The sequence below is a fragment of the Sphingopyxis sp. SCN 67-31 genome (genome assembly GCF_001725095.1).
This window is the reverse complement of sequence record NZ_MEFH01000018.1, coordinates 1-12,991: the sequence shown is the minus strand read 5'-3', so window position 1 is coordinate 12,991 and position 12,991 is coordinate 1. Positions and strand designations below refer to the sequence as shown.

Below are 12,991 nucleotides of genomic sequence, written 5' to 3'. Positions count from 1 at the left end.
ATCCTGTCGGCCTGTTGTGCCGCTATGGCCTTGTTGCCCGCTGCGGCCCAGACGGAGGGGCCGCCTTCCACCGATCAGGCGCCGCCCTTCGCGGTGCCTGACGACGGCTATGCGGTCGAGGGCCGCCCGGGGCCGCCCGGCTCCGGGTTCGTCCTCCATTACGACACGACCAAGGTGGCGTGGCAGCCCTTTGTCGCACCGGGCATTCCCGAGGGGCTGCAGCGCCGTCCGTTGAGCGAGTCGCCCAGCATGGGCGCCGTGGCGCAGATCACCTATGTGCCCGCGGGCTGGAGCCAGCCGATCGGATATGACGAGGTCGACAACGAAATCCTGGTGCTCGACGGCGATCTGTCCATCGGCGACGAAAAGCTGGGCAAATATTCCTACAGCTACGTCCCCGCGGGCGTGGTGCGCGGGCCGGTGCGGTCACGGCAGGGCGCGGTGCTGCTGCAATGGTTCAAGGGGGCGCCCAAATTCGTCGCCGCGACCAGGAGCAAGAAGGGCGCCCGCGAAAATGCCCGTGTTCGCGACTGGAATCATTTCTCGGCCGCCTGGTATATCGACAAGCCCTTTCCGGATTATCGCACCGGCGGAAACTTTCCCGGCGCGCTCCACAAGCTGCTGCGTCAGGATCCCGATTCGGGCGAGATGACATGGATGACCTTCGGCGCGAGCATCCCGGCGGCGCCCAGCGGAAAGCCGGGAAATTTCGGCGGGGGCTACGAAGTGCATCCCAGCTTCGAGGAATATTATTTCCTCGAAAAGACTCACGACACTGTCATCGGCGAGTGCCTCGAACAGGGCGAAACACCGGTCACCTATGGCAACGGCACCTATTGGTGGCGCCCCGGCGGCGTCGCGCATGGCGGTTCGCATGGCACGTCGCCCGGCACGCCCGGCTACACGATATCGTTGGTGCGGACGGGGACGTCGCTCTGGGCCACCTATGTCACCGACTGCACCTATGAAACCGGGCTCGAATACACCCGAAAAGGCTGGAAAAAATACGATTACAATGTGCCGCGATACCGGCCGAAGCCGTAGCGCGGCGCCCATGACGCCTACCGTCTGACGACATCGAAACCAGGGGAGCTAACAATGCCGACAAGCAAAAGACTGCGAACGGGCCTGTCACTGTGCGGCGCGTTGCTGCTCGGGACCGGAGCACTGGCTCAGGACATCCGCATCCCCCAGTCGCGCGATCGATCGAGCGAATTTGTCGGCTTCGTGGCGCCGCGCAACCTGCACCTGCGCCCGCTGATTTTCGCGGGCCTGCCGCCGGTCGAATTCAAGCAGCTGAGCTTCGATGAAAAGACCGGCGCGCGGACGCTGCTCGTCACGTTGCCGGCCGGCTGGAAACAGCCCTCCGGCTATCATGGTGCCGATCTGGAGATGTTCGTGGTCGAAGGCGGGATCAGCATCGGCGACAAGCCGATGGGCCGCTATGCCTATGCCTATTACCCGGCCGGCACCGCGCACAGCTTCGGCACCAAGGAAGGCGCGACCGTCCTGTTCTTCTGGAACGGAGCGCCGGATTACATCGCGAGCGCGACGTCGCGCCCCGGGGCCAAGCCGGGTGCGATCGACGGGCTTGCCTATCACGACGTGCCCACCGCCACGCCGAACGTCCTGCCCAAGTTCCGCGACGAACCGATCATGAAGAATTCGCCGGTGCATGTGAAACTGCTCCGGTCCGATCCGGCTACCGGCGAGGTGACCTGGATCGCAACCTCGCCCGGCGGTTATCCGGTCATGAGCGGCGAAGGTGACCTGCCGCTTTGGGCGACCAGCAAGAGTTGGGAAGAGGGCTATATGCTCGCCGGCGACATGACGATCGCCGAATGCCTGCCCGAGGGGCAGGTGGCCGGGACCTATGCTCCGAACGGCTATTTCTTCCGCCCCGCCGGCATCGCGCATGGCGGCTTGAGCCAGTTTTCCGACAGCTATTCCGTGTGGCTCTACCGCAGGGGGCCCGGCTCATGGAAAACCTATGGCAATTCGTGCGCCGAGCCTTCGGCCCAGGCGAAGTGAGGGGGAGGATACCATGTCGCGCAAAACGCATCTGACCCTGGCTTTGTCGGCCGGTCTCGCCGCCGTGGCGGTCCCCGCGCTCGCCCAGTCCTATGGTCCGCCCACAGTCAGCCAGGCGCCGCCCTTTCCGGTGCCCGACAAGGGCTATGAGGTCGAAGGGCGTCCGGGGCTGATGCACAACATCCCCAACATCGAATTCGTGGATTGGAAACCCTTCGACGCGCCGGGCTTCTCCCCGGGCCTGTATCGCCGCCTGCTGAGCGAGTCGCCCAGCATGGATGCAGTGGCGCAGATTACCTACGTTCCCGCAGGCTGGAGCCTTCCCCCCGGCTATGACGAGGTCGATAACGAGATCGTCGTCCTCGATGGCGACCTGAGCATTGGCGACGAGAAGCTGACCAAATATTCCTACAGCTATATCCCGGCCGGTATGTTTCGCGGCCAGGTCAAGTCGCGTCAGGGCGCGGTGCTGCTGCAATGGTTCAAGGGACCGCCGAAGTTTGTCGCCGCGGCCAAGGGCAAGGCCGGCGCGCGCACCCACGCGCGTGTCCGCGACTGGAACCGTTACAAGGAGCCCTGGTATATCGACGAGCCGTTCCCGGCCTATCGCACCGGCGGCAACTTCCCCGGCTATCTGCACAATCTGATGCGCAAGGATCCGGACACCGGCGAAATGACCTGGATGACCTTCGTGTCCAGCATTCCCGCCCCGCCGAGTTCGAAGCCCGGCAATTTCGGCGGCGGCGCCGAGGTGCACCCCAGTTTCGAGGAATATTACATCCCCGAGGGCACCCGCGTCGCCACCAGTGACGAACGCGGTCCCACCCGCGCCGTCTATGGCGGGGAATGCGTCGAGCAGGGCATTTCCACCTACAAACGCGGGACGCGTGGCTATTTCTGGCGCGCCGCCGGCGTGGCGCACGGCACCGTCGCCCAGGCGCCTCCGGGCGAACGGGACGGTGACGGGAACCTCAAAAAGGGCAATGGCGAACCCAGTTGGGGCTGGACGCTGGTGCGTACCGGCACGCGGCTCTGGGCGACCTATGTCACCGATTGCAGCTACAAGACCGGCATCGAATATATCAACGGCGAGTGGCGCCAATATGATTATGACGTGCCGCGATACGAGCCGCACGACTAGGCTCGCAAGGGCCGTCATCGCCTGCCGCGAAACTTCGGGTCGCTTCGGCGGCCCGTCTTCTTTTAGAGATAGGCCCAGGGACGCCGGTTGCGGTCGGCTTCCCGAAAGCGCGCGATCTCGGCGGCGCGGGTTAGGGTCATGTCGATCGCGTCGAGTCCGCCGATCAGCATCGCCTTGGCCTCCGCGTCGATCGCGAAGGCGATGTCCCGCCCCGATGCGCTCGTCAGCGTCAGCCGCGGCAGGTCGATCGTGATCGGCCCGTCGGCGTCGATCAGCATCGCGTCGATCTCCACCGGGACGATGCCGTTGCGTACGCAATTGCCGCGAAAGATCGGATTGAATGACGCCGCGACGATCGCCCGAAAGCCATATTCGGCGAGCGCCCAGACGGCATGTTCGCGGCTCGACCCGCAGCCGACATTGGCCCCGGCGAGCAGAATCTGCGCCCCGGCATAGCGTGGATCGTTTAGTATGAACGACGGGTCGGGCTCGCGCGATCCGATCGCGGTGTAGCGCCATCCGGCGAACAGCCCGTCGGCGAGTCCGGTCTTTCCGATCGACTTCATCTCTCGCGAGGGGATGATCGCGTCGGTATCGATATTATCGCGGATCAGCGGCGCGGCGATCGCGGTGAGGATGGTGAACGGGGTCATGCGCCGATCCGGCGCGGATCGGCGATACGGCCTGCAACGGCCGAAGCAGCGACGGTTTCGGGCGAGGCGAGATGGGTGCGCGTGCCGGGGCCCTGGCGGCTCTCGAAATTGCGGTTGGTCGAACTGATCACGCGCTCCTGCACCCCAAAGCTCTCGCCGCCCGCGAAGAAACACATCGAACAGCCCGACTCGCGCCATTCGAACCCCGCGTTGCGGAAGACGCGGTCGAGCCCCTCCGCCTCGGCCGCGGCCTTGACCATGGTCGATCCTGGCACGCAGATCGCTCTGACGCCATCGGCGACACGGCGGCCCTTCAGGATCGCTGCGGCGCGGCGCAGGTCGGACAGGCGACTGTTGGTGCAGGATCCGATAAACGCCGCATCGATCGCCAGCCCCTCGATCGCCTGGCCAGCCTTCAGCCCCATATAGGCGAGTGCGCGGTCATAAGCCTCGCGTGTGTCGCGCCCCGCGATCGCGTCGTGATCCGGCACCGGCCGACCCAGCGGCACCGCCTGTTGCGGGCTGGTGCCCCAGCTCACCATCGGAGCGACATCGGCGGCATCGACCGTCAGCTCTGCGTCGAACATCGCGCCCGCATCGGTGACAAGCCCGCGCCAATTCTCGACGGCGCGATCCCATTCCGCGCCCTCCGGGGCATAGGCGCGGCCCCTCAGATAGTCGAACGTCACCTCGTCGGGGGCGATAAAGGCACTGAATGCCGAGAATTCGGTTGCCATGTTGCACAAGGTCAGCCGCGCCTCGATATCGAGCGCGCGGACGGCTTCACCGGCATATTCGACGACATGACCCTTCGCGCCGGAGGAGCCGAACCGGTCGAGCAGGTGCAACGCCAGGTCCTTGGCAGTGACTCCCGCGCCCAGCCGGCCGGTGACGGTGACCCGCATCGTCTTCGGCTTGCCGACGCGCAGCGTGTTGGTCGCCAGCGCATGCTCTGCTTCGGTCGAACCGATCCCCCAGGCGAGCGCGCCGAGCGCGCCCTGGCTGCAGGTGTGGCTGTCGGGACACACCAGGGTGAGCCCGGGCAGGACGATCGCCAGTTCGGGCGAGATGACATGGACGATCCCCTGGCGGGGGTCGTCCAGATCGAACAGCGTCAGCCCCGCGGCGTGGGCGGCGGCGCGGGTTGCCGCGATGAACCGGGTGCCCGTGGGCATCATGGTGGTATCGGTGCGCCCCGGCCGCGTATCGACGACATGATCCATCGTCGCGAAGACCTGCGTCGGTGCCGCCACGGTACGCCCCGCCTCGGCCAGGCTGTTCAGCGCGACGCCGCCGGTGCGTTCGTGCAGCAGAATGCGATCGATCAGCAGCAGCCCGGTCTCATCGCCGAGATCCGCCACCAGATGGTCAGCCCAGATCTTCTCGAAAGCGGTTCGCGGTGTCATCCGGCGACGGCGATGCGTGTCAGTTCGGCGATATCCTCTTCGCCAAATCCGATTTCGCGCAGAATGTCCGCGCCATTCTGATCGATCGCCGGGATGTCGTGGCGCAGTGCGGGGCGTTCGTCGTCGAACGCGATCGGCAGCGCGGGAAGGCGCGTCGCCTCGCCGCCCGGGATGGTGACGTCGACCAGCCCGTTGCTGGCGATCAGGTGCGGGTCGTCGAACAGATCTTCGGGCCGCACGATCGCGGCGAAAGGCAGGCCGATCGTTTCGAGCTTCGCGACCAGATCCGCCCGGGACATCGATTCGAACAGCGTGCGCACCCGGGGCAGCAGCGTGTCGCGCGCCATCACCCGCTGATTGTTCGTCGCATAGGCTGGCTCGGCAGCGAGTGCGTCGAATCCGAACGCGCGGCAAAAGGCCTGCCACTGGCTGTCGCTGACCACGCCGACGAAGAGCTGTTCGTCGGCATTGGCGGTTTCGAACACGTCGTAGATCGCCCAGGCCGAAATCCGCACCGGCATCGGCGCGGCCGCCCTACCGGTGACCGCCTTTTGCGCCATATGCTGGCCGACGAGGAACGCGGTGGTTTCGTAGAGCGAGCATTTAACCTCGCCCCCCTGGCCGGTGCGGTGGCGGCGCTCGAGCGCGGCGAGGACGCCGATCACCCCGAACATACCGCCGGTGATGTCGATTACCGACGATCCGGCGCGCAGCGGCCGGCCCGGTGGCCCCGTCATATAGGCGAGACCGCCCATCATCTGGGTGACCTCGTCCAGTGCGGTCCGATTCTCATAGGGACCGGGGAGAAAGCCCTTGGCCGAGCAATAGATCAGCCGTTCGTTGATCGCGCGCAGCGCTTCATAGCCCAGGCCGAGCCGGTCGAGCGTACCGGGGCGAAAATTCTCAATCACGATATCAGCCTTCTCCGCCAGACGGCGCGCGGCATCGACCCCCTTGGCGCTTTTCAGATCAAGACAGATGCTCCGCTTGTTGCGGTTGAACATCGGGAAATAGCCCGCGCCCGACCCCATCAGGCGTCGCGTCTGATCGCCGCCGATCGGCTCGACCTTGATCACGTTCGCACCCAGATCGGCGAGGATCACACCGACGGCTGGACCCATGACCATGTGTGAAAATTCAACGATCCTGATGCCGGCAAGCGGCAGCTCCTGTTCGTCCATATATCTTCGAATCCCGCCTCGTCCTCAAATGCAAACTCGCAATTTGATATAGATATATAACAAAAATGCCAAGAGGTTTTGCGCGGGTTGAACACGCATCTGAGCGCCATTGCGCCGTTGAAAACTGTAGATCCGAGATTCACCGGCATTCGGCGATCGGCTCTCCGCAAACGAAGGGCAACTGCTGAGCCCATCGACGGATCGACTGAATGACCGATTAGGAGGCGCCAAGCGTTTTGGGGGTTGCCATAGCGATAACGTCGAGCCTGACGCCCACGAGGGCAAGTCAGTGCGCTGGAATCCGTGTGCCTCCGTTTGCGCGGCTAAGACGAACTGGGAAAATATTTTTCACCATGCCGGTGCACGGCAAGCAACGCCGCGGGACGATAGCGGACGCCAGACCTCGATTCCAAAAGCGACACCATGGCGCCATACCCTTGCTCGACGCGGCAGCATGGTCATTCTGACCCTAGGGGAGAACACAGCTGTCAGCAATGGAGTGTGTTCTTCCCATGCCTGCCCCCGGGGAGAATCATCCGCCTCAAGACCGTCCTCGCCCGCACCGGACTGTCCCGCTCGACGCTCTACCGCAAGATCGCCGAGGGGACGTTTCCGGCGCAGTTGAAGATCAGCATCCATGGTACTGGCTGACACGAATCAGCCGTCGATCGCTGGATCGCCAATCCCACCAGCTACTGCGAAGATCATGCCGAGTGAGAGGCGGCCGGGCTAATGTCTGGCCTTCGCCTTTCGGAACATGCCCTTGATGACCTTCGCGCCATCGCGGAGAAGATCGAGATGGTCCGACCAATGCTGCATCATGCGAACGCGCTCGTCCCAATACTCGCCCCACGTGTAGGCACGGCGACCCTTGCTCTCCATCTTGTGGAGCATTACTAGAAGCTTCTGCGCGGTGATGGAGGCGACCGGGCGGTTGCCGATCGATTCGTTTGATGAAGTCCAGGAGCTAGCGCAGCTTCTTCATGGTGACGGCGGAACGGCCCTCAAGCTCGACCTTGATCAGCTATTCGTCGGCAACCGCATTGAAGCTGTTGGATGCGGCGACCGCTGCCGCGATGCGTTCAAGCTTGATCTGCTCGGCGGGATCGGAGCCGCGTGCCAGAAGCTTCCGGGCTGCATTCCGTTGCTCGCGGGCCTCGGCGAGGCTGATATCGGGATAGACGCCGAACGCCAGCGTCTTCTGCTTGCCGAGATAGCGATAGTTCATGCGCCAATAGCGTCCGCCATTGGGAGTGGCGTAGAGAAATAATCCGTCACCATCGGTGAGTTTATGGGCTTTGCGCGGCCCTTGGCGTTTTGATCGAAACAGCGGTAAGCGCCATGATGGCATCTCCGACATGGGGAGGACCGCGCTACCATCAGATATACCATCACCATGGTGGTATTCGGTGGAATGAAGCCACTCCATATGGGAATACCTATACCACGAAAAACCCTCAGAAATCAGCCGCTTGTGGTATTGTCTGGAATCCTCCGCGAGAGGATTTTGGTGACCCCTACGAGTGTAGAACTTTTGTGTCAAGCAAGCTCAAGGCGTCCCTAACTACACTGTAAAATCAGAGATTTATATTGTAATGTGCTCGCGGTCGGTCGCCCTGATTTGCCTGAATTTCCACCGAAATGTGGGAACGATTGTGGGATCATTTCAGGCAGGGAATAGAACCGATGGCCCTCACGGCATTGAAGGTGAAGAACGCGAAGCCCGGTCGGCATGTCGATGGCCGAGGACTTTGCCTGCTGGTGAAGCCAAGCGGCGCGCGGACATGGGTGCTGCGGATGCAGCGGCATGGCAAGCGGCGCGACTATGGCTTGGGATCGGTGCTGGACGTGTCGCTGGCAGAGGCGCGCGATGCCGCATCGGCGCTACGCCGTCAGGTGCGCGAAGGCGTCGATCCGGTTGCGGAACGGCGCAAGTCGCGCAAGGTCGTGCCGAGCTTCGAGACGGCGTCGCGCGACTGCTATGAGGCGTTGAAAGAGGGCTGGAAGAACCGCCGTCATGCCAACTGGATTTCCAGCCTTGAGAACCATGTCTTTCCGATGGTCGGAACGCGGCCAGTGGATCAGGTGGACAGCGCCGCCGTGGTCGAGATTCTATCGCCCATCTGGCTTGAGATACCCGACACGGCGCGGCGCATATTGCAGCGCATCGGCGCGGTGCTGGACTTCGCCCACATCAAGGGATGGCTTCCCGGCGAGGTATCGTTGCGCTCAGTCCGCAAGGGGCTTCCCCGTCAGATGGACAAGGGCGGGCATCTGGAAGCCATGCCCTATGCCGACGTTCCGGCCTTCATGCAGAAGCTGGCGGCGGCGTCACCCACGACCGGGCGCGATGCTCTGCGCTTCACGATCTACAACGCCGTCCGCTCGAATGAAACGCGCTTTGCCGTATGGTCCGAGTTCGACTTGGACAAGGCGATATGGACTATTCCGGGCGAGCGTATGAAGGCCGGGGAAACCCATGTCGTGCCGCTGTCCGCGCCCGCCGTCGCGCTGCTCCGCAAGCGGTGGAACGAGCGCACCAGCGACACCGGCCTTGTATTCTCCAACGACGGCGAAAAGCCGATCAGCGACATGACCATGACCAAGCTGCTCCGCGATGACGGTATCAAGGGCGTGACCGTCCATGGTTTCCGTTCGGCCTTCACCGACTGGTCATCGGAGCGCACCCGCTTCCCCAAGGAGGTTGCGGACAAGGCGTTGGCGCATAAGCTGCCCAACAAGGTCGAGGCCGCTTATCGCCGCACGGACTTTTTCGAGAAGCGCCGGAACCTGATGGCGCGTTGGGCCGAGTATCTGGACCGCAAGGGGAAGGACGCCGCCGCCACGGCGTCTGAGCCTATCCCGCTCCGCGCTGCCGCCTGATGAGGTCATGCAGGCTTGCCGTGGTGATGCGGGTGGCCTTGCCGAGCTTCACCGTCTCGACTTCTCCGGCCGCGATCAACTCGTAGAGCTTAGTCCGCCCGACGCCGATCATGCGTGCAGCGTCATTGACGCGGACGCAGATCGGATCGGGAGAAGGCGCGGTCTTCACCGCGTAGCCCTTTCGCTATCGCTGGCGCGATAGCCGCCCGGATCGGCAATCCAGCGATCGACGGCGGACTCATGCCAGCCAGCGCCGTTGATGCTGATCGGCAGTTGCCGGGGGAACGTCCCGTCTGCGATCTTGCGATAGAGGGTGGAACGGGAAAGTCCGGTGCGCAGCAGCACCGTCTTGAGGCGGATGATTTTTTCGCGTTGGGACACGGGGCGCTTCTTCTCCATGCTATGGTTGTCGATGGTGCCCCTTGGGTTGAAAGTTGGCGCTTCTGCGACATGGCGCAAGAGTGCCGAAAATGGTGTCGTAGGGCTCTGTCGTCCGCTGGCGTCCCCTGTCGTCTCCTGTCGTGCGACAGCGTTGCGAACATTTTTTCCCATGTCGTCCCAGCCCGCGCGCTTTGAGGTCTTCCGTCTGCATCCGGCTCGTTATGACAGGCGCTTGCCTGCGAATCGGAGCAACTGTTGAAGCGATCGATTCTTGCGTCATCGCGGGTGTTCCATCGGCCGGTCCGCTCGCCACGATGCAGGCTGTATCGCCTCGCCCCGCCGCACAAGAGGTGAGGCGCTAAAGTGCCGATCGCAGCGGGTTTCGGCGCTTCGGCGCGTTTGAACGCCGATGTCCAACATTGAAATATAACGCTAAGTGTTATATATGCAGTCGAGCAGGAGAACCGGCCATAACGCGCATTTTCAAGAATGGCTGGTTCGAGCGCTTTGCGCGGAAGGAGCGAATAGATGATTCGGCCCTTCGTGACGCCGTGCAGCGGGGCGAAAGCGGGCTGATTGACGCCGACCTTGGCGGCGGCGTCATCAAGCAGCGCGTGGCGCGTGCCGGTCAGGGCAAATCGGGCGGCTATCGCACGTTGATCCTGTTCCGGCACGGCGACCGCGCGATATTCGCTTTCGGGTTCGCCAAGAGCGCACAGGCGAACATATCGAAAGCCGACCTGGCGCTGTTGCGTGACGCGGCAACCGAAGCGCTGGGATGGAGCGGCGAGGAACTGGATCGGCTGGTGGCGTCGGGAACGCTGGTGGAGATTGAAGATGGCAACGACGACGAAGGATAAGGGGTATCGCAGCGAGATCGCGGGGGCGATCCACGAGATGATGAGCGACGCGCACGACGCGGGCATTGTGTCGCGCGCGACGCTCCGCACGTTTGACGATGCGTGCCTTGCTCCGGCCCCGGTGCTGGCAGGCGATGAAATCCGTGCAATTCGCGAGCGCGAGCATGTCTCGCAGCCGGTGTTCGCCGCCTATCTCAACGTGTCGCGCAATCTGGTTTCGGATTGGGAGCGTGGCGTGAAGCGTCCCGGCGGACCCGCCTTGCGTCTGCTCTCTATTATTCAGCGGAAGGGATTGCAGGCAGTGGCTTAGACTTGCCGCCTCGTCTGGCTCTCTTCTACGCCACGGCGCGCGACAAACCAAAACACCAGTAATATCAACCCAGCTGCGACTCCATTGAGGGCGCGAGGAAGGAGGCCTTGCCCTGCGAGAGGAGGAATCGCAAAGCCGACGAGCGCGCCTGTCGCAAAGTACGACCACCATCGCTCCATACTATATTTTTGGAGAAGCCAGAAAATTGGCAACCCAGCTCCAAGCATTCCGAGATAGAAAATGGGTGATGCGACAATCGCATAAAAGAGCGCGATGGCTGCGATAGCCAGCATGTCGCCAATGTTTATGTCGAACGAAGGTTCTATGCCGATCCCGGCGACGCCGGTCAGTTTCTTAAACCACATAAGCAAAACGATAGCGAAGTACCCGCCTAGCAACGGTGCAGCGAGCAATCCGTATATGAATCTGTTGCGCTTTCTGTTCATCGCTATTGGCGTAGCGGAAAAGGCTTAACGTCAGTTATCGGCCGCCTGCCGACCCTCCAAAATCCTCCAACCAGCTATGATTACCCTCGAATTTTAGGTCGTGGGAAATCCTGCGCCATTTTCTGTGCGCTCCGCTTCCAGTCGATTCACCTCGCGCTCGAGAACCTCGCGGATGAAGGCTGCTCTTCGTTGCCGACCGACCAGCTTGTCAATCCGTTCGCCCAGACCTTCCGGCAAACGGATGTTGGTCGATTTCACGTTGAGCGGCGGCCTTCCCATAGTCGCGTCGTAACCGCGCATCCTGCCCGTTCAATCGGAAGCTGAGTAAGCGGCACCGCTTATTGAACATTTTCCGCCTTTAGTGATATAAGCGGTGCCGCTTACCGTCCGGAACGTTCGATAACGCCCCGCACAGCAAAAGGGAAAGGCAGGCAGATGACTTCTCGCGATTACTTCTTGAGTGATTCGGCGGGGGCCACGTCGCGCCGTTCCCTGCTGCAAGGGTTGGCGGCAGCGCCGGTTATGGCTCCGGTGATCTCCTCGCCCTGGGCGGAGCCGCTGGCGTCGCTTCACGCTGACTGTGGCGACGACCCGGCCGCGATCATGCGAACGAAGGAAGGGCGGGCCTTGAGCCGCCGTCGCTATCATGTCGCGGAGGGCTTCTTTCCCGCCGCGCAAGAGCGGGCGGATTGGCGCGGCTATTTGTATCGAGCCGGGATAACCGCCCAACTCGCTTTGTCCTCTCATTTGCTGGACATGGGTTTTGCCGATGACTGGTGCGCCCGCCATATCGGCCTGCGTGTCGCCAAGTCGCTCGCCTACGCGAATGCGACGGGGTTGGGGCACGACTGCCCCGACATGGCGCGGTTGGCGGTTGTCCTCACGCCCTATTGGCGATGGAACCAAGTACGGCTCTTTGGTGAACCGGAACCCGATGACGATGGACTGACAGCCCCGCAGGTTCATGCGCTGCTCCGCGCCCTGCTGGACCGTGTGCGGGACGTAACCGGCCATCCGCGCCCCCGAGGGCGGCGCAGTTGATGCCATAGCCATGACGGACGACCGGCGCGGCAGAATGAAGGTGGCCGGTCCCCTGCTGTTGTCGGCGCTGGCACACGTTGCGCTGTTGGTGCCGCTCTCGATTCCCGGTTGCTCGATTTCGCAGCCGCCGGAGGAGCAAACGGAACCGCCGAAAGAGATCGAGGTTTTGACGGTCGATTTATTGGACGAGCTTCCGCCTCCGCCGAACAAGCCGCCGCGCCTCGCAGGCGAGATATGCGATCCCAATGCTCTCGCCGAATATCATTATTTCGACATAAAGCCCGGCCCAACAATAGATCGGATACGTCAGGCCGCAGGCCCCCACTTTCGCGAGATAATCATGACAACGGATTCCGTGATGGGACGGCGATCACGCGCGTTGCGCGGCTGGTTCAGGCCATTTGATGCCGTGCGCCTGCTGGCAGGGGATGCGGGCCTATGCGCCATCGATTTGAGGGAGGGCGTTGGCATCAATTACTGTCACGGGTCGCACGTCCTTTTCCGCAGGTCGAACGAGGCGTGGATGCGGCAGGAATGGGAGCCGACAGATTGCACGACACTGAGGATCAGCGTGCAATAGGCACCCCCTTCGTGGGGTGATCGGCGTGCAAAAAGGACCCCTTCATCCCGGGGATTTAGTCGGCCGACTGGTTTTGAT

17 protein-coding genes and 1 pseudogene are annotated in these 12,991 nt (G+C 62.8%); 9 read left to right on the top strand and 9 right to left on the bottom strand.

The genetic code is table 11. From position 1 onward, the window contains the following. Window positions 1-93 precede the first annotated feature (93 nt). The 3 genes from ABS88_RS03195 to ABS88_RS03185 are packed head-to-tail and all read left to right on the top strand — an operon-like array spanning window position 94 to window position 3,172. Entirely contained in the window at window positions 94-1,044 is a 951-nt protein-coding gene (locus tag ABS88_RS03195) for a DUF4437 domain-containing protein (RefSeq protein WP_286749050.1), read from the top strand. Between the two features lie 54 nt (window positions 1,045-1,098). After that, window positions 1,099-2,031: a DUF4437 domain-containing protein gene (locus tag ABS88_RS03190; protein ID WP_104960249.1), complete on the top strand. Its 933-nt coding sequence runs from the start codon at window positions 1,099-1,101 to the stop codon at window positions 2,029-2,031. A gap of 13 nt (window positions 2,032-2,044) precedes the next feature. Next, a complete protein-coding gene (locus tag ABS88_RS03185) occupies window positions 2,045-3,172 on the top strand; it encodes a DUF4437 domain-containing protein (protein ID WP_158682372.1) in 1,128 nt (375 codons plus the stop codon). A 62-nt stretch (window positions 3,173-3,234) separates the two neighbouring features. Here the strand turns inward: ABS88_RS03185 and leuD are convergent, their stop codons facing one another. The 3 genes from leuD to ABS88_RS03170 are packed head-to-tail and all read right to left on the bottom strand — an operon-like array spanning window position 3,235 to window position 6,412. Then, the gene (gene leuD / locus ABS88_RS03180) at window positions 3,235-3,825 is read right to left on the bottom strand and encodes a 3-isopropylmalate dehydratase small subunit (RefSeq protein WP_104960251.1); all 591 of its coding nucleotides are present in this window, start codon (window positions 3,823-3,825) and stop codon (window positions 3,235-3,237) included. Next, entirely contained in the window at window positions 3,822-5,231 is a 1,410-nt protein-coding gene (locus tag ABS88_RS03175; RefSeq protein ID WP_104960252.1) for a 3-isopropylmalate dehydratase large subunit, read from the bottom strand. The genes leuD and ABS88_RS03175 overlap by 4 nt, the downstream gene beginning before the upstream one ends. Beyond that, a complete protein-coding gene (locus ABS88_RS03170) occupies window positions 5,228-6,412 on the bottom strand; it encodes a CaiB/BaiF CoA transferase family protein (protein ID WP_104960253.1) in 1,185 nt (394 codons plus the stop codon). Before ABS88_RS03170 ends, ABS88_RS03175 begins: the two co-directional genes overlap by 4 nt. Before the next feature lie 516 nt (window positions 6,413-6,928). Between ABS88_RS03170 and ABS88_RS03165 the strand changes: the two are divergent. Further along, window positions 6,929-7,060, top strand: a pseudogene (locus ABS88_RS03165) (helix-turn-helix transcriptional regulator); the annotation flags it as partial. 81 nt (window positions 7,061-7,141) lie between these two features. Here the strand turns inward: ABS88_RS03165 and ABS88_RS03160 are convergent. After that, a complete protein-coding gene (locus ABS88_RS03160; RefSeq protein ID WP_286749046.1) occupies window positions 7,142-7,294 on the bottom strand; it encodes a hypothetical protein in 153 nt (50 codons plus the stop codon). 142 nt (window positions 7,295-7,436) lie between these two features. Then, window positions 7,437-7,841, bottom strand: coding sequence for an Arm DNA-binding domain-containing protein (locus tag ABS88_RS03155; RefSeq protein ID WP_234002541.1), 405 nt, complete (start codon window positions 7,839-7,841; stop codon window positions 7,437-7,439). A gap of 257 nt (window positions 7,842-8,098) precedes the next feature. Between ABS88_RS03155 and ABS88_RS03150 the strand changes: the two genes are divergently transcribed. Next, window positions 8,099-9,295, top strand: a complete 1,197-nt coding sequence (locus tag ABS88_RS03150) for a tyrosine-type recombinase/integrase (protein WP_104960254.1) — start codon at window positions 8,099-8,101, stop codon at window positions 9,293-9,295. Here the strand turns inward: ABS88_RS03150 and ABS88_RS03145 are convergent. Together ABS88_RS03145 and ABS88_RS03140 are read right to left on the bottom strand one after the other, a co-directional pair. Continuing rightward, window positions 9,270-9,464, bottom strand: coding sequence for a helix-turn-helix domain-containing protein (locus ABS88_RS03145; RefSeq protein ID WP_267894965.1), 195 nt, complete (start codon window positions 9,462-9,464; stop codon window positions 9,270-9,272). The two genes, ABS88_RS03150 and ABS88_RS03145, sit on opposite strands and share 26 nt — an antisense overlap. Further along, window positions 9,461-9,694: a helix-turn-helix transcriptional regulator gene (locus ABS88_RS03140; RefSeq protein WP_439512233.1), complete on the bottom strand. Its 234-nt coding sequence runs from the start codon at window positions 9,692-9,694 to the stop codon at window positions 9,461-9,463. The genes ABS88_RS03145 and ABS88_RS03140 overlap by 4 nt, the downstream gene beginning before the upstream one ends. Window positions 9,695-10,095: 401 nt before the next feature. Here ABS88_RS03140 and ABS88_RS03135 point away from each other — a divergent pair, with 401 nt between their 5' ends. Further along, a complete protein-coding gene (locus tag ABS88_RS03135) occupies window positions 10,096-10,536 on the top strand; it encodes a type II toxin-antitoxin system RelE/ParE family toxin (RefSeq protein ID WP_234002542.1) in 441 nt (146 codons plus the stop codon). Beyond that, window positions 10,514-10,846 (top strand): helix-turn-helix domain-containing protein, encoded by a 333-nt coding sequence (locus ABS88_RS03130; RefSeq protein ID WP_104960255.1) that lies wholly within the window; start codon window positions 10,514-10,516, stop codon window positions 10,844-10,846. Before ABS88_RS03135 ends, ABS88_RS03130 begins: the two co-directional genes overlap by 23 nt. On the opposite strand, the gene ABS88_RS03125 is transcribed toward ABS88_RS03130, so the two are convergent. Both ABS88_RS03125 and ABS88_RS03120 read right to left on the bottom strand, forming a co-directional pair. Beyond that, window positions 10,843-11,292, bottom strand: a complete 450-nt coding sequence (locus tag ABS88_RS03125) for a hypothetical protein (RefSeq protein WP_104960256.1) — start codon at window positions 11,290-11,292, stop codon at window positions 10,843-10,845. The genes ABS88_RS03130 and ABS88_RS03125 overlap by 4 nt on opposite strands. 93 nt (window positions 11,293-11,385) lie before the next feature. Beyond that, window positions 11,386-11,592, bottom strand: coding sequence for a YlcI/YnfO family protein (locus ABS88_RS03120; protein ID WP_199775045.1), 207 nt, complete (start codon window positions 11,590-11,592; stop codon window positions 11,386-11,388). A gap of 135 nt (window positions 11,593-11,727) precedes the next feature. Here ABS88_RS03120 and ABS88_RS03115 point away from each other — a divergent pair, with 135 nt between their 5' ends. Further along, window positions 11,728-12,333 (top strand): hypothetical protein, encoded by a 606-nt coding sequence (locus tag ABS88_RS03115; RefSeq protein ID WP_104960257.1) that lies wholly within the window; start codon window positions 11,728-11,730, stop codon window positions 12,331-12,333. Between the two features lie 10 nt (window positions 12,334-12,343). Further along, window positions 12,344-12,913 (top strand): hypothetical protein, encoded by a 570-nt coding sequence (locus ABS88_RS03110; protein ID WP_286749044.1) that lies wholly within the window; start codon window positions 12,344-12,346, stop codon window positions 12,911-12,913. The last annotated feature ends 78 nt before the right edge of the window (window positions 12,914-12,991 follow it).